Below are 15,604 nucleotides of genomic sequence, written 5' to 3'. Positions count from 1 at the left end.
GGTAGCAACGCTCTAATTTTGCTATTCGGCTCGGTTTTAGGCCACGAATTCGGGATCGATGGGGACCTGCATGCCGGTGACAAGATGGTTGGTCTGAGCTGCCAAGCTGACGATAGACAGCAGCTCACCATAGGTTTCATCGCTCATCCCTTTGGCCCGCGCCTGAGCGGTATGGGAATGAATGCAATATTGACAGGAATTGGCGATGGAAACTGCGATATAGATCATCTCGCGGGTCATCGGGTCGATGTTGCCTTCAACCATCATTACGGCTTTCAGGCCTTCCCATGTGCGTTTCAGCAGGGCGGGGTCATTGGCCATTGCGCGCCAAAAATTGTTGATGAAATCAGTCTTGCGTGCAGCGCGGATATCATCAAATACCTCTTTCACTGCCGGAATTTTTTCAGCCTCAGCATCTGTGATCAGTTTGACTGTAGCCATAGTTCTTTTCCTCTCAAGCGTGCGCCCAGTCCATATAAAGGGAACGAGCTCTTTTTGTTATCGGTCCGTAGTCCAGCGTCCGGTCATCAAAGCCAATAATGGGGACCACTTTGGAAATGTTGCCGGTAGAGAAGATCTCGTCAGCATTGCGGAAGTCTTCCAAAGTTAGTGTGATCTCATGAACCTTCACACCAGCTTGTTGCAGCAGGGCAATGACGCGTTGGCGCGTGATGCCATTCAGGAAGGTTCCATTTGGCACTGGCGTGAATACTTCACCGTCCCGCACCATGAAGACATTTGACGTCGCCAATTCCGCGACATTTCCTGCGCAATCGGTTACAAGGGCATTGTGAAAGCCTTTGGCCTTTGCTTCACGCATCATGCGTGCATTGTTGGCATAGAGGCATGCGGCCTTGGCATTGACGGGCATAACCGAAAGAGTTGGCCGACTAAAGCTGGTTGTTGTGATCGTAAAACCGGTTGGCTCGACCATCGGCATTTCTTCAAGGCAGAGGGCAAAGTCGGTAGAAGAGGCCAGTGGTGGCACGGTTCCGACGTCACTTTCCTCAGCCCAATACATCGGGCGGATATAGATGTCGGTCCCCGGCGCAAATTTTTTCAAGCCCTGCATGGTGAGGGCTTCAATCTCTTTGCCTGTCAATGTGGGGGTAAGGCCCAGTGCTTGGGCGGAGGCATTGACGCGCTCGCAATGCAGATCAAGATCGGGGGAGACACCCTCAAACAGGCGGGCTCCGTCGAAAACAAGAGAGCCGAGCCATGTCGCATGGGAGGCTGCGCCCAAAATGCGAACGTCGCCTTCTTGCCATTTGCCTTTATAATAGGTCCACATCGTACGGTCAGACGCCATCGATTTTCTCCTTTTTGTTCTTCTCGTTATTGGTTGTTAGCTGGGCGGTTTTATCAATGGACCGCCGCATACATAATTTTTTCTTCTGTCGCTTCCACGGGAGAGAATTCTTCCACAATACGCCCTTGTCTACAGACAAGGATCCTGTCCGAAAGGTTCATGATTTCCGGTAGGTAGGATGAGATAACCACAACGGCCAATCCTTGATCGGCCAAGCCGTTGATAATCTGGTGGATCTCGGCAATTGCGCCTACATCGACTCCGCGTGTCGGTTCGTCGAAAATGACCAGATTGGGTTCCTGAACCAACCCTTTGCCGATCACAACTTTTTGCTGGTTGCCACCAGAAAGCTCAACAACACGGGCGTTGTCATTGATTGCCCGGACATTCAGTTTTTTGGACCAATCTTCCGCAACGGCATGTATTTCCTTGTCGCTGACATACCAAGCTTTGTTGTGGCCTGCGGCGATCAGGCCGGCATAGATGTTTTCCGCGATTGACATGGTTTCGAAAAAGCCTTCGCTTTTGCGGTCTTCTGTCACATAGACAATGCCGTCTTTCACCGCTTGTTGCGGGACGTAATATCGGGAGGGCTTGTCGTTCAAAACAATAGAGCCGCCTCGTAAGAAGTCTCGCTTATAGATGCCGGAAACAATTTTGAATGTTTCTGTCCGACCCGATCCAATGAGACCGAAGACGCCGGTGATCTGGTCGGAGAAAATTGAAAATGAGTTGTTGCGCACCATAGCGCCCATAGAGATGTCCTGAACGGACAGGACCTTTTTGCCCGCTTTGCGCAAGTCGGATTCGGAACGATTGCGATATAATTCGCCTGACAACGTTCGGCCCACCATGGAGGCGATGATGGTGTCGCGGGTAAAGTTTTCCGTTTTGTCGCTTGCAACCATTTCGCCATCACGCAGGATCGTTATCCTATCTGAAATCATCAAGGCTTCTTCAAGAGCGTGACTGATGAAAATGATGGATACGCCGCGCTCTTTCAGGCGATTGATCAGAGCAAAGAAATGACGTTTCTCTTCCGGTGTTAAAGTCGCGGTGGGTTCATCAAAGATAATCACTTCAGCATTGTGATGAACGGCACGGGCAATCTCTACCATCTGTCGCTTCGCCGCACCGAGAGTGGCGACCAAGGCGGTCGGATCGACGGAGAAATTCAAAGATTGCAGAAATTGTTGGGCCGAAATATAGGTGCCACGTAGGCGATTGAGGAATTTTTCCGATCCCAGATAGAGATTTTGCGCCACGGTCATGGAGGGCACAAGACTGGTTTCCTGAAACACCATTGCGACCCCGGCATCAAGTGCCTCGTTCGGAGAGGTAAAGATTGTTTTCTGGCCATGAAAATACATGCTGCCGTCGGTTGGTTCCACAACGCCCGCCATCATTTTCGTTAAGGTTGATTTTCCAGCTCCATTCTCACCAAGCAGTGCGTGGACTTCCCCCTGTCGAAGCTCGAAGTCGACATGCTGGACAGCAGGAACGCCGCGATAGGCCTTGGTGATCTTGTCCATGCGAATGATGGGTTCCATGTCAGTGGCCCTTTGCATTTGTGTCAGCAATCTCAATTAGGCAATCGCCCCCCTTTGAGGCAATGATGAGCCGTCCCTCATGCTCTATGGCGCTACAAACACCGTGGCGCGTGCCGTTGGCGCGGCTATGCATGCTGGTTAAGGGGTTCATATTTGCTCCGAGCCGGACGACGAGCCCATAAGAGCGGGCAGGAGACCACGCTTTGTGTACGCCCATGGTGCGAATGCTGCCGCATTGCAGTGGCTCAAGGAAGCTGCGGCCAGAACTCAGTGCTGGGGCGATCCAGTATTCGCGCGGGACGGTGGCCATCATGTCATAGCGATAATGGGTCTCTTGCAGCACGAATTCGATCAAGCGATTGCGAGGCGCAAAAACGGAAAGAATGGCTCCGCCGTCTGCTGTGGGGGACAGGCGGGCCGGATAGCCGGGAATATGATCGATGAGGAGCGAAATGTTTTTATCCGCATCAATTTGCATCAGCCGATGGCGCCAGCTTTCTGAAAAAACGACACGACCGCCACTCAATGGGCATAGGCCACTGGGATAGGCAAGATTGTCTGCCATCTTATGAAAGGCTTCACTTGGCTGGTGGCGAACCCAAAGCGAACCGGTGGCGCGTTTGTTCATCAGATCTGCGGCCCAGTCCGAACATGTATGCTCAGACGATCCATTGGCCAGCCATAAAGCACCATTGTATGAATAGGCGAGGGCTGTGATTGCGCGGATCTCTTCTAGAAGGTGGATTGGTTCTCCTTCTATCAAAAGCTGGCCTGTTTCCAGCGCTACAGCCAATTGCCCCTCTGGCGAGACAGCAAGTGCCGTAATCGGAGCTTCGAAATTCTTCAAGAGCTCAGGCGTTTTGTCCGGGTTGATAACATAGATGGCATTGCCAGAGGTCGCGATGATATCCCCATTGAGGATTGCCAGATTATCTGCTTCTGCCAAATCGCATAGAAGTGCAGCGTCATCCAACTCTGTGTTGGGCCGGAAAGCACCATCCATCGGCGGTATTGTCACAGCCTTACCGCGAAAGAAATCGAGGATCGGGTCAAAAATCATGCTTTTTCTCCCCAATAGGAAGTCATGCCTGTCCAGCTTTCGTCCGCACCATCGATTTCATACCGTCCGATGCGATTGTTTAGAATGCCACCGATAAAGAGTTGGCCCTTATGCTCGCGCATGGAGGTCACCATCGAATGGGATTGTCCTGTCAGGTCGCCAAAGGTCTGAATGATATTGGCACTATCATCGAATTTGACGATGCCACCTGTGTTGATGTTGGGGAAGAGCCAGTCGTCCTGTGGCAAACGTCGGGTCATACGCTTGCGCATGGCCGGATGTCGCAACGAGAGATCGAAGCTGGGTGTCCGCATTCCGAGCCAAGCCATCCAGTAGGTGCCATCTGATGCGCGGTTGATATTGTCTGTGTAACCCGGCATATCTTTGATAACGCATTCGGCAGTGCCTGCCTTGGGACCTTCCAGCCAATAACGGTGGATCCGGCAGGCCCAGCTTTCGGAAAAATAGAGCGACTTGCCGTCGTGGGCGATACATACGCCGTTGGTGTAGCGATAGCCATCGAGCAGGGTTTTGGTTGAGCCATCCTTGGGATCATAGACCAAGAGACGTCCCGTGCCGCGGTTTTCGATCGAATCCAACGCCCATTCGTGCGCATCATAGCGCTTGGTGGAGTCGGTGAAATAGATCTTGCCATCGGCTGCGATGTCTAGGTCATTGGGGTCACGCAAGCGAGCATCATCGACAATGGATGTCCAAGATCGTTTTGTTTCTGCCGTAAGACGTGTGACTTCCCGTTCTGGAGAAATTTTGTATAGCCCCATAGCGCCAACGCAGGTGATCAGGTTTTGATCGCTGTCGAAAGCCAGACCGAGGGGGAAGCCTCCCACATGGGCAAAGACTTCCGAGCGTTTATAGTCGGGCGCGAAAAAGCGAACGATCTCTCCGTGGCGGGTGCCGCAATAAAGATTATCTTCCCGATCGAGTATGACATCTTCCGGCCCTTCCAATTCGCCAAGCCCAATATGATCGGCTTTAGAAAGGCTATTGTTGAGAGAGTAGGGGGATCCAGAGCCGGGCTCGGCGGACAAGGCTTCTCCCATTTTGAGATAAACAGGAGCAACATAGACCTCGTTGAGGACCTTGTGTCGGTTCTTGAGCCAGCGGATGTCGATGGTTACCGCGACAGCCAACATGATGCCGAGTACCATTTGGTTGGTACCGGTACCAAAACCAAGACGGATGAGGCCGTTGGTCATGATCAGAACGATAATGGCTCCCATCATGCCTTTGGTCACAGAGCCACGACCGCCCCCCAGACTGTTGCCGCCGACAACGGCTGCCGTTAAAGCGAGGATTTCGAGATTGAGACCTGTTCCGGGCCCCGCACTGCTTAGGCGCGTGGCAATAAGAAAACCGGCGATACTGGCGCAAAAACCCGAGAAAACATAGGTCATAAAGACCGTTCGTCGCACGCGAATGCCGGCATTATGTGCTGATCGACGAGAGCCGCCGACGGCTTGAATGTGCCAACCGGGGCGGGATCGTGTAAGTACAATATGAGTGATAAATGCAAGAAGCAGGGCTGTCAGGATTGGAACCGAGAAGCCATAAATCGTGCTGTCTCCAATGAAATCCCAAGTGTCTGATGATGCCATCGACATCTGTATTTCGGCACCATATTTGACGATTAGAATATCAAAGACAGCGCGGCCAATGATGAAGGTTACCAGCGTTGTGAGGAATGCACGCAACCGCAAAAAGCCGATAAGATATCCGTTGATCGCACCGCAGGCGATGCCCGTGCCAATCGCCGCCAAAAGCGCGACCCAGACCGGCGCATCGAAAATGAAAAAGGTTGAGACTGATGCAAAGGCCGCCAGAGCAAAGATCGAGCCGACAGACAAATCAATGCCACCACCCAGCATAACGACGGTCAAGCCCGTTACCACGATAGAGAATTCACCGAGCTGGCGCGTGGATTCTTGCAACGAATAGAGCTTGAAGAAACCCGGTATAGCCGAGCCGAATGTCGCCACAGTGATCACCAAGGCAATAAACGGAATGGCATTGTCCGTCCAGCGTTTGGTCAGGATCTCGCCGACGAGGTGATCGGGGATTAAATTATAGCGCCAGGCTTGTATGCGTTCACGAAGGGCCATCTATCAGGATTCCGACGACTTGGTCCATCTGGCCCTTCGCATATAGACAGGAAAAGGGCCAGACAAAATATAAGCAGGATAGGGCGGCATCACCGAAAGTTTGGGGCTGCCGCATGGATGGGAGGCGTGGTTTCGGGTGACCATGGACCACCCGAAACATTTGAGAAGGAAACTTATCCGTCTCTGTTGGATTTACTCTATGCCGGCTTCAGCCTGTAACGCCTTGAGATCCCAACAGCTATCGGGACGCAAGTTGTCCTTCGTTGTTGCTTTCAACAGGGTGTAAATGTAGGGAGCTGACGTTCCGGGTTGCTGGCCGCTTTGCAGCAGGTATTTGATGATTGCCACCATGTTGTGGGTCTCGCGAGCCAACTCAGTCATGACAACAGCACCGTAAGTACCATCAGCGATGCGATCACAGTCTGCCGTTTGCTCGCCACCGCCGGTGGTGACGAGGAAGACTTCATCCTGTTTGCCCGCGTCACGAATGGCCGCAGCTGCGCCTGTTGCGTCGCCGTCCCAGAAATCAATGATGCCGCAAATATCAGGATTTTGCTGCAGCATCGTGGTGGTCACATTGCGAGATGTGGTTGCATCCCAGTTGGAATCCGGTTTTGCAACGACTTCGAAATCAGGATATTTTTTGAGCACTTCCATGATGCCCGCATATTGAAACAGGCTGGTTGCATTGACCTGATCGCCTTGCACAAGGCCGATTTTTTTGGAAGAATCCGGTCCGCAGCCCTTCACCACTGCTTCGGCTTCCAGTCGTCCCAATTCCGCCCAGTCGCTTCCGATGTAGGCATCCGCTTTGAAGTTTGCCGGATTATCGATGAGGATCACATAGATGCCGGCTTTCTGTGCCCGCTTCATCAGTTTGGAATAGGAGTTCATATCGGGAGACATGACAATCAGCACGTCTGGTTTGTTTTCCGATGCAATTGCTTCGGTGATGGCTTGTGCGCCTGCTTCCACACTCCAGTTGGGATCGCGTGTTTCCAAAATACCCTCAAAGGCGGCGACTTCGCGTTTCAAAATGGCGGTCCAACCCTGAGCAAGGTCGAAACCCATAGCCATCGGTACGAGCATGATGCGCTTGCCCTTCAGGGCATCGGCATAAACCTTTGGCGCCGGATCTGCTGCCGAGGCCTGTGGTACAAGGGCAGCGCAACTGATGGAGAGTGTCGCCGTCGCGGCTAAAAGTGTCTTGATGATGTTCATGACTGTTCCTCTATTCAATGATCTGGCGATTGGTTTGTCTTTTTTTGTTTTATTTTTTATTAAATATCACCCTGTTGCGCTGTCTGCTCATCACGTGGGTTTAAGAGTCCGTCGACGATAATTGCACCGAGCAAAATCGCCGACTTGATGAGGTTTTGATACAACAGGGAAATGTCGATGATCGTCATTGCATTCAGCATGATGCCGATGAGTGCGGCGCCGAAAAGCACGTTGCGGACACCTCCTTTGCCGCCAGACAGGCCGATGCCACCAATGACGGCGACCAGCACGATGTCGTACAGCAGGCTGGAATTGACGATACGGGTGTTGATGGAGTGGAGGCTGGCTGCGGTCAGGATGCCGGCGATGAAGGCAACTAAGGCAGAAAGAACATAACGCAACACCATCATCGGGCGTACCGGCATGCCGGCGTTGCGTGCAGCTTCGGGATTGTCGCCAGCGTAATAGACATAGCGGCCCCATTTGCTGTAGCGCAGAAAGAGGAAGGCCGCAAAAGACAAGCCTGCGAAAATAAACACCTCAATAGGCACGTCACCAAAACGGAGGCTACCGAGTATCTCGACCCAATGTCCCGCTGGCACCGGCACCGAATCGGTGGAAATGAGTTGAGACCGCACAAAGCCAAAAACAAAGGACGCACTGGCCAGCGTTACAAAAATTGCAGGCACTTCTGCGTAAGCAACAAGAAAGCCGTTGATCAGGCCAATGCAAATGACACCAGCCAGCGCAAAAGCAAGCGCGCCTCCTTCGCTGACACCACTGCCCAGCATTTGAAGATAACAAGCCACGGACATCGCCATGATCGACACCATGGAGAGATCAATGCCACGACCAATGATGATCACTGACATGCCAAGGGCGAGGATGCCCAGTACAGATACAGATCTGACAACGGATACCAAATTATTTGCGGAGAAAAACCCGGGCAGGGCCAAGGAAGCCAGCGCGAATATTGCAATCGTGATTGCAAAAACAATGCGCTCCTGATTGAGGTTTTTTACAAAGCCCATGCGCGATTACCTACTCCAAGCGTGTGATCTGCATATTTTTGATGCAGTGCAAATTATTGCCTAAACAACAAGCAGCGTAGCTTTAGATGGAATTGCGCGTCCAATGAATAATTTCATTGTGAATCTATGCGAAATTAGAATAGATCAAATTTTAGTGGCTAGAATTTGGCTTCAAATAACGTGCAAATGGCCGTAACGTTCTGTTGATATTGTGTTTTCTGATGCAAGCTGTTCGTTCTGAATGTGAGCACCTAAGGCGTCGACAAATCGCTTTCCGTAGGCAGGCAGGGGGTGACGGATATTCCACATGGCGCAGATGCCAAAGCTGATGAGCTCGCCTTTAAGGGCTATGGGGCGGCACATCAGCTCCTTTGACTGCGGTTCTGACGAAGACGGCACCACCGCAACGCCATTGCCGCCGATCGCCATCGCGAACAGGGTGTGTGGAGAATAGCTCTCCAGAACAATGCGCGGGACTGTTCCGCTGACCCTGCAGGCCGCATCGAACACCTCACGAGAGGCGTGTTTTTTGTTCAAAGAGAGAATAGGCAAATTGAGCAATTGGTCAATTTCGATGCTATCGGGAGACTCACCCAGAAATTCCCTGTCACCAACCGCCAGAAATCCCAGTTTGCCTAAAGGTTTGCTTTCAAATGAGTCTATCGGAGCCGATGGTTCGGCGCTGATTGTTAGATGGAAGAGGCCATCTTGCAGCTTGCCTGCCAACTCCGGACCGCCCCCGTCCTCGAGGCGGATTTCTATATCTGGGTTTTCTTCAGTCCAATGTTTTAGAAAGGAAGGCAGATACCGTTCAATCAATTGTGAACAAGAGCCAATTTTGAGCAGGCCAGTTTCCCCACCCGTCAAGTCGACAGCAAAGGTACGCAGTTCTTTGTCAGCGACCAATACCTTGTTTATCTTGGCGTAGAGTGCTTCACCGTGGGGAGTAAAGCGGATGTTTCTTCCAGACTTTTCAAAGAGCTTCACTCCCAGATAGTCTTCTAGGCTTTTGACCTGTCGGGAGAGTGCGGATTGGGTAATGTTTAACCGCTCCGCAGCTCTTGTGAAATTCATCAATTCAGCGACTGAAACAAAACTGTTGAAATTGCGAATATCCATGGTTGAAAGTCCTAAATGCCCAGAACAGGTATAACGTCTGTTGTAGGAGCAGCTGACACGAATGGAATTTTGATGTCAATCATTCTTGTTATGTCATTGAAGTCATGTGTTTCTCCAGGAGAATATTTGCTTTTACTCTTGTCGAAACTTAATATACTTCGGCGTAAGCAATACAGCGCGCTTTGGTGTCATCCTTGCTAATATGGTCTTTAAGATAGGATAGCTCACCCCGCTTGTGGGCCAAATAAACGTCGACAAACTCCTCGGCAAACCAAGAGCGAACCACGTCATTGTTGCTCAGTCGATCGAGTGCTTCTTCAAGGCTTTGTGGCAGCCGGACATAGCCGCGTTCTGTCAATGCCTCTTCTGACAAAAGCGAGAGATCTTCCTCTGTAATTGCTGGAGGAGCCAAGCCTTCTTCTATGCCTTGTACGCCAGCATGAATGATTGCGGCCAAAGCCAGATGTGGTGAGGCTGACGCGTCGGCAGCGCGGAATTCAAAGTTATATTGCCGCGCAATGCTGTCTTTCTCGGTTGAGGTGACGGGACAGATGCGGACAGATGCTTCTCTGTCTCTAAAACCCAGATTGTTGTAGGCAGCGCTCCAGCGATGGGGTGTCAAACGCAAATAGGACACATCGGACGGCGCGGTAAAGGCGATGATGCTGTCGAGATATTTAAGCACGCCTGCAATGAAAGAACCGGTTAGAGCAGACATCCCGGCTGGACCATCTTCGTCATAGGTGGCTGGTTTACCGTCCTTGTTGAGAAAACTCATATGAATATGCACACCATTTCCGACGGAATCGGGGTCTAGAATGGGGGAAAAACTGACTTGTTCGCTGCAGTGGGCTGCAGTCATGCGCGTGACTTCTCGCAAAATGAGGGCCTCATCCGCGGCGCGGTGGTTTTTGGACGGTCCTATGGTCACCTCATACTGGTCGGGTCCATATTCCTTCATGAAGGTGTCGATATCCAAACCGGCTTTATCAAGCGCAGCCATAAGCGTTTCGCCAAATTTGCGGCGACGGGAGAAGCCGGTCAGGGAATAGCCCTCACCATTGGGTGGTTTGCCACCTTTAAACTGGAATTCATGTTCAAAGGCCGCGCAAAGATCGACATGGCCGAGCTCTTTGAGCCGCTTCAAGGCGTTTTTCAGGATAGATCGGGTACAACAATTCCAAGCGTTGCCGTCAAGATCAGTGACATCGCCAATTATGAAGCGCTCTACTGGGGCTTCGTCTTCAAAATCAATTTCAACGCTAGTCTCGCCATCTGGGATCAACAATAGATCGCCCAGCGCCCCAAAAGGGCTTTCAGCGATGGCATTGAAACAGGTGATTTGAACGTTGGTTGGTGTCCAGCCGACGCCACGTTTGAGGCGTTTTTCCAGATCGCGAAGTGGAAAGGACTTGCCACGAGATTTGCCTGCAATGTCGGGGGTGACTGCAAAGATCAACGGGTTAGTGATCATTATTTTCTTCTCCAAAGTCAATGCGCATGGAATCCCAATGCTCGATGCGCTGCTTGGTTGTCTCCCAATGGGAATCGGCGATGTTGGTCAGGATGGCTTCATTGATGGCAAAAGCGCCGGAATAGCTGTCCCAAAGCGTGTTGCTGTTGATTGGTACGGCAAGAATTTCTGAGGCATGGCGCGCCACGGGCGAAAGCCAGCGATCTGTCATCAGGATGATTTGGGCTTTCCGTTCTTCCGAGGCTGTCCGGGCCAGTTTTAACAAATTGGGTTGGTAACGCCGGAAATCAGCCACAAATAATATGTCGCGCGCGCGCATACGCAGCAGATATTCCGGCCAAATTTCGGGGTCTGCGGGCACGTGATAGACCTTTTCCCGGATCTGACGCAGGTGCCGGGAGAGATATTGCATCAGTGTGTCACTCATGCGCCCTCCGATAAAATAGAGCGAGCGGCGGGGATCCGACAGCATGTCGCAGACCAGTGCGAATTGAGCCTCGGATATGGTCTGGGTGGATTCATCAAGGATGGTTTCAACGCGCGCCAAGAAACTGGAGAGATAGGCTCCTCCCACCGGTGTGCTCATATCTTTGCGTTCAACCGGCGAGGTCTGCACCTGCTTTAATTCCTCGATTAAATGCCGTTGAAAATCCTGAAAACTATGAAACCCCAGTTTGGTAACAAAGCGGGAGATGCTCGGAGCTGACGTCTTTGCGCGTTCGGCAAGAATCTGTATTGGCTCAAGGCCGGCAAACGGATAATCCAGCAAAATCGTTGTGCTGAGACGCCTTTCTGTTGCCGTAAATTCCGACGCGTGGGCTTCGAATTGCTCTCGAACCGTCATGCATTTTCTCCCTTTTGAACCATAATGCTTTATGAAAATTATTTGTCAAATATATTTTTTATATTGACATTGAAAATAATCCATCACTATGGTTGTTAGCAATTAGTCGGAGATTTTACATGCTTGTCACCTCGGGACGTCAGCTGATTTTTTCAGTTTTTGCTATTGTTGTACTGGCGCTTTTGGCGTCTGTCGTCGCTTGGTATATGGGGCCGGCGAGCCAACGCATTCTGGTGGTTTTCTTTGTTTCCTTGATTGCTGTCGTGGCGATCGGGGTCTATAGCGGCAACAGTGGTATTCTCAGTTTTGGCCACGTGTCTTTCATGGCGATAGGCGCTTATGCGTCTTCTCTGTTGACCGTTCCGGCCATGATGAAAGCCGCAACACTGCCTAAACTGCCAGAATGGCTGGCCTCAACCGAGATGGGCCTATTGCCTGCCATCGTGATTGCCTTGCTCTTCACCGCGCTCATCGCAGTGGTGACGGGTGTGATCTTTGGCAAGTTAGAAGGGTCTGCTGCGACCATCGCCACACTCGGGTTGCTGATCATCACACATGGCGTGATTATTGGCTGGCGCGATGTAACCCGCGGTTCCGGTTCTTTCTTTGGCGTGCCAAGGGAGACCACTCTTGTGGTTGCGATGGTCGGTGCCGTGGTTGCCCTAGTTGTTGCGCGCCTCTACCGGGATTCGATTTCCGGCCTCAAATTACGAGCCAGTCGCGAAAATGCTATCGCTGCCAGTGCTGTGGGGGTCAACATAAGACGGGAACGCCTGATCGCATGGGTTCTGAGTGCTATGTTGATGGCCCTTTCGGGCGCATTGATGGCGCATTTTCTCGGCGCCTTCAGCCCAAAAAGCTTCTATTTCACCGTCACCTTCCACCTGTTGGCCATGCTCATTGTTGGCGGTATGACAACTGTGACCGGCGCCATTGCTGGCTCGGTGCTAATAACCATCGTCACTGAGATTTTACGCCATTTGGAAGGTGGATTTTCCCTCGGTTTTATCGACGTTCCACAAATATTCGGCACAACCCAGATCGGTATAGCCCTGCTCATTCTGTTTGCGATGTTCAAAAAATCGGATGGATTGCTTGGCTTGAAAGAGTGGGAAGAACGGCTGATCAAGTTTACACATCCTGCTGTGAGCCAACAGAGCTTGGGTGCTGTTGAGCCTGCTGGTTTTCTCACCGCTCAGGGAATGACCATGCGCTTTGGTGGTTTGACTGCGGTTGATAAAGTCGACTTCCTGCTCAAGCCGGGCGAAATTGTTGGTCTGATTGGACCAAACGGGTCAGGCAAAACCACTTTGCTCAATATGCTTTCTGGCGTTCTTGAGGCTAGTGAAGGGACCTTTAAGATCGGCGATATTGTGCTGGATGGGGTTCCGTCTCATTTTATCGCCGAACACGGCATTGCGCGCACCTTTCAAAATATCCGTCTGTTCGGGCATCTCAGTGTCTATCAAAATGTTCTCGTTGCTGCCCTGTCGACCAACGGTGGAGAGCACGCGCATGGCCGCACGCAATCTGCCTTGGCCAGAATGGGTATGTCGCAGTTTGCTGATATGGAGGCGGGCACGTTGTCTTATGGCGATCAACGCCGTGTCGAAATTGCCCGCGCTCTTGCCTGCCAGCCGAGCCTTCTTTTCCTTGATGAACCTGCTGCAGGCATGAACCGCGAGGAAACCGATGCGCTCATGGATATGTTGCGCAGCCTGACCAAGGATTTGGGCATCGGTATCCTGCTGGTGGACCATGATCTCAAGCTTATCAACCAATTATGCGATCGCATTTCCGTTCTCAATGAAGGCAAATTGATCGCTCAAGGCACTCCCGCAGAAATCCGCAAAAATCCGGCTGTTATCGAAGCTTATCTCGGTACAAGCTCGGAGCAACACCAATAAGCAAAAACAAAACAAAACAAAATAATAAAAGTGAAAATCACCAAGCACCACTCCCAAAAAAATCCAGAGGATTACTATGAAAAAGGCACTCTTTTTATCAAGTCTTCTCGCTTTATCAGCGTTGAGCCAACCGGTTTTGGCTGAAAGCCTGAAAATCGGTCTTGCAACAGCACAAACCGGCGGACTTGCTCCCTATGATGCTCCCGTTATTGAAGGCGTCAATATTGCGGTTGATGAAATCAACGCAGCGGGTGGCATCGACGGCAAGATCATGATCGAACTGATCAACAAGGATATGCGCTCTGACGCTGCCCAGACGTCAATTGCAACGCAAGAGCTGGTGGACCAAAAAGTTTCTGTTTTGGTGCTGCCTTGTGATGCTGATCCGGCGCTGGCTGCTGTTTCAATTGTTGCGGCGGCTCAAATTCCGGCGATTTCTACCTGTGCGTCTTCTCCAACGCTACCGATGGTCGGTGGAGATTATATGTTCGCCAACTTCCCCGGTGACAATGTTCAGGCGACGGTATCGGCTGAATGGGCATGGAAAGAAGGCTTTAAATCCAGCTACATCATCTATAGCCCGGATGCGCAATACACCACGCTGCCGCTTTATTACAAAGAGGTGTTTGAAAAGCTGGGTGGCGAGATCCTGGGTGAGGATACCTATTCGATCAATCAGCAGGATTTCTCCGCAATCGCAACCCGTATTGCCGCACTCGATCCTCAGCCAGACGTCATTATGACGGCCGCTTTCGAACCTGATTTCCCATCCCTTCTAAAGGCATTGCGTGCCGCTGGCGTCAAGAGCCAAATGATCGGCTCCGATGGTATTGATAGCCCAACCACCTTTTCGCTGGGTGATGTAGTTGAAGGCACGGTCTTCACCACCGCTGGCTTCGAGTTACCAGGAAGTCCTATGGAAGCTTTCAATAAAAAATATCTGGAAGTCACCGGCAAAAAATCTCAAACGGTCTTCAACGCTGTTGGTTATGACTTGATCAAAGTCATTGAGGCCGCTGTTTTGAAGGCTGGATCAACCGAGCCTGCAGCGTTGCGTGATGCTATTGCTAACCTTGAGAATATACAGGGTGCAACCAGCCTCATTACCTATAAAGGCACGCAAGGCATGCCCGTCCGGCAAGTGTCGCTGGTTCGGGTAAAGGATGGTGATCGCGAGCTCATCGGCCAGCCTAACCCGACCGCAGATCTCATTCCTGCGCCACGGATGCAATAATCCAAGGAGGTTGGATCCTATGACACCGCTGTTAAAAGTATCCTCGCTGCAAGTGTGGTATGGCGCTGTGCAAGCGGTCCGTGGGATCGACATTGAAGTCCAGGAAGGCGAAATAGTTGCCTTCCTGGGAGCCAATGGAGCTGGCAAGTCTTCCACGCTCAATGCCATCGCTGGTCTGGTGCCTGCTTCGGAAGGGAAAATTGAATTCTCCGGCAGGGATGTAACAGATCTTGCCCCCGAGGCGCTGACGCCGATGGGGCTGGCACTGTCACCAGAAGGGCGCAGGGTTTTTCCTGCTCTCAGCGTTTCTGAAAATCTTCTGATGGGGGCCTACAGCGTGAAGGACAAACAAGCGATCGCCGCCGCTTGGGATCGTGTTTATTCCCTGTTTCCTATTCTGCACGAACGTAAGGATCAGCTGGCAGGCACTCTTTCAGGTGGTCAACAGCAAATGCTGGCCGTTGGGCGTGCTTTGATGAGTGGCCCCAAACTCCTGCTTCTGGATGAACCATCTCTGGGCCTTGCTCCTAAAATCGTCGAGCAGATTTTTGAATTGATCACCATCCTACGGGATCAAAAAGTGACCATTGCTCTGGTGGAACAGAATGTTGCCAAAAGTCTGGAGATCGCAGACCGCGGTTACATTATCGCCGGAGGGCAAGTGGTCGGTCAGGGGCGCGTAGAAGATTTGCGCTCTCAAGGTGGCCTAGAAGAAACATTCTTGGGAGCGTGACA

Annotated in this window: 13 protein-coding genes; 3 read left to right on the top strand and 10 right to left on the bottom strand. The window is 51.6% G+C overall.

Features of this window, described 5'->3' with window-relative positions:
- Positions 1 to 36: 36 nt before the first annotated feature.
- The 10 genes from C0081_RS00550 to C0081_RS00505 all read right to left on the bottom strand — a co-directional run bounded on the left by C0081_RS00550 (position 37) and on the right by C0081_RS00505 (position 11,728).
- Positions 37 to 441 (bottom strand): carboxymuconolactone decarboxylase family protein, encoded by a 405-nt coding sequence (locus C0081_RS00550; protein ID WP_101531856.1) that lies wholly within the window; start codon positions 439 to 441, stop codon positions 37 to 39.
- A 13-nt stretch (positions 442 to 454) separates the two neighbouring features.
- Positions 455 to 1,309: a branched-chain amino acid aminotransferase gene (locus C0081_RS00545; protein ID WP_101531855.1), complete on the bottom strand. Its 855-nt coding sequence runs from the start codon at positions 1,307 to 1,309 to the stop codon at positions 455 to 457.
- Positions 1,310 to 1,362: 53 nt separating this feature from the next.
- On the bottom strand, positions 1,363 to 2,859 hold the full coding sequence (locus C0081_RS00540; RefSeq protein WP_101531854.1) for a sugar ABC transporter ATP-binding protein: 1,497 nt from the start codon (positions 2,857 to 2,859) through the stop codon (positions 1,363 to 1,365).
- 1 nt (position 2,860) lies between these two features.
- On the bottom strand, positions 2,861 to 3,919 hold the full coding sequence (locus tag C0081_RS00535; protein ID WP_101531853.1) for an SMP-30/gluconolactonase/LRE family protein: 1,059 nt from the start codon (positions 3,917 to 3,919) through the stop codon (positions 2,861 to 2,863).
- Positions 3,916 to 6,039: an ABC transporter permease gene (locus tag C0081_RS00530; protein WP_101531852.1), complete on the bottom strand. Its 2,124-nt coding sequence runs from the start codon at positions 6,037 to 6,039 to the stop codon at positions 3,916 to 3,918. Before C0081_RS00530 ends, C0081_RS00535 begins: the two co-directional genes overlap by 4 nt.
- A gap of 192 nt (positions 6,040 to 6,231) precedes the next feature.
- Positions 6,232 to 7,260 carry a sugar ABC transporter substrate-binding protein gene (locus C0081_RS00525; protein WP_101531851.1) on the bottom strand — a complete coding sequence of 343 codons (1,029 nt, stop codon included), beginning with the start codon at positions 7,258 to 7,260 and terminating at the stop codon, positions 6,232 to 6,234.
- A gap of 59 nt (positions 7,261 to 7,319) precedes the next feature.
- Positions 7,320 to 8,291 (bottom strand): ABC transporter permease, encoded by a 972-nt coding sequence (locus C0081_RS00520; protein ID WP_101531850.1) that lies wholly within the window; start codon positions 8,289 to 8,291, stop codon positions 7,320 to 7,322.
- Between the two features lie 171 nt (positions 8,292 to 8,462).
- The gene (locus C0081_RS00515) at positions 8,463 to 9,410 is read right to left on the bottom strand and encodes a LysR family transcriptional regulator (protein ID WP_101531849.1); all 948 of its coding nucleotides are present in this window, start codon (positions 9,408 to 9,410) and stop codon (positions 8,463 to 8,465) included.
- A 148-nt stretch (positions 9,411 to 9,558) separates the two neighbouring features.
- Positions 9,559 to 10,884, bottom strand: a complete 1,326-nt coding sequence (locus C0081_RS00510) for a glutamine synthetase family protein (RefSeq protein WP_101531848.1) — start codon at positions 10,882 to 10,884, stop codon at positions 9,559 to 9,561.
- Complete coding sequence (locus tag C0081_RS00505; RefSeq protein ID WP_101531847.1) at positions 10,874 to 11,728, bottom strand: MurR/RpiR family transcriptional regulator; 855 nt, start codon at positions 11,726 to 11,728, stop codon at positions 10,874 to 10,876. Before C0081_RS00505 ends, C0081_RS00510 begins: the two co-directional genes overlap by 11 nt.
- Before the next feature lie 119 nt (positions 11,729 to 11,847).
- Here C0081_RS00505 and C0081_RS00500 point away from each other — a divergent pair, with 119 nt between their 5' ends.
- From C0081_RS00500 to C0081_RS00490, 3 genes are all read left to right on the top strand, one after another.
- Entirely contained in the window at positions 11,848 to 13,635 is a 1,788-nt protein-coding gene (locus C0081_RS00500; protein WP_101531846.1) for a branched-chain amino acid ABC transporter ATP-binding protein/permease, read from the top strand.
- A 76-nt stretch (positions 13,636 to 13,711) separates the two neighbouring features.
- Positions 13,712 to 14,869 carry an ABC transporter substrate-binding protein gene (locus tag C0081_RS00495; RefSeq protein ID WP_101531845.1) on the top strand — a complete coding sequence of 386 codons (1,158 nt, stop codon included), beginning with the start codon at positions 13,712 to 13,714 and terminating at the stop codon, positions 14,867 to 14,869.
- Positions 14,870 to 14,888: 19 nt separating this feature from the next.
- Positions 14,889 to 15,602: an ABC transporter ATP-binding protein gene (locus C0081_RS00490; RefSeq protein WP_101531844.1), complete on the top strand. Its 714-nt coding sequence runs from the start codon at positions 14,889 to 14,891 to the stop codon at positions 15,600 to 15,602.
- Positions 15,603 to 15,604: the final 2 nt, after the last annotated feature.

Origin of the sequence: Cohaesibacter celericrescens (assembly GCF_002866925.1) — a bacterium.
GTDB lineage: Bacteria > Pseudomonadota > Alphaproteobacteria > Rhizobiales > Cohaesibacteraceae > Cohaesibacter > Cohaesibacter celericrescens.
This window is presented reverse-complemented; position numbering and strand designations above follow the sequence as displayed.

Coding starts and splice junctions, on each gene's coding strand:
- C0081_RS00530 (WP_101531852.1), bottom strand. CDS start 6,039: ATGGCCCTTCGTGAACGCATACAAGCCTGGCGCTATAATTTAATCCCC.
- C0081_RS00535 (WP_101531853.1), bottom strand. CDS start 3,919: ATGATTTTTGACCCGATCCTCGATTTCTTTCGCGGTAAGGCTGTGACA.
- C0081_RS00500 (WP_101531846.1), top strand. CDS start 11,848: ATGCTTGTCACCTCGGGACGTCAGCTGATTTTTTCAGTTTTTGCTATT.
- C0081_RS00540 (WP_101531854.1), bottom strand. CDS start 2,859: ATGGAACCCATCATTCGCATGGACAAGATCACCAAGGCCTATCGCGGC.
- C0081_RS00495 (WP_101531845.1), top strand. CDS start 13,712: ATGAAAAAGGCACTCTTTTTATCAAGTCTTCTCGCTTTATCAGCGTTG.
- C0081_RS00525 (WP_101531851.1), bottom strand. CDS start 7,260: ATGAACATCATCAAGACACTTTTAGCCGCGACGGCGACACTCTCCATC.
- C0081_RS00545 (WP_101531855.1), bottom strand. CDS start 1,309: ATGGCGTCTGACCGTACGATGTGGACCTATTATAAAGGCAAATGGCAA.
- C0081_RS00550 (WP_101531856.1), bottom strand. CDS start 441: ATGGCTACAGTCAAACTGATCACAGATGCTGAGGCTGAAAAAATTCCG.
- C0081_RS00510 (WP_101531848.1), bottom strand. CDS start 10,884: ATGATCACTAACCCGTTGATCTTTGCAGTCACCCCCGACATTGCAGGC.
- C0081_RS00515 (WP_101531849.1), bottom strand. CDS start 9,410: ATGGATATTCGCAATTTCAACAGTTTTGTTTCAGTCGCTGAATTGATG.
- C0081_RS00520 (WP_101531850.1), bottom strand. CDS start 8,291: ATGGGCTTTGTAAAAAACCTCAATCAGGAGCGCATTGTTTTTGCAATC.
- C0081_RS00490 (WP_101531844.1), top strand. CDS start 14,889: ATGACACCGCTGTTAAAAGTATCCTCGCTGCAAGTGTGGTATGGCGCT.
- C0081_RS00505 (WP_101531847.1), bottom strand. CDS start 11,728: ATGACGGTTCGAGAGCAATTCGAAGCCCACGCGTCGGAATTTACGGCA.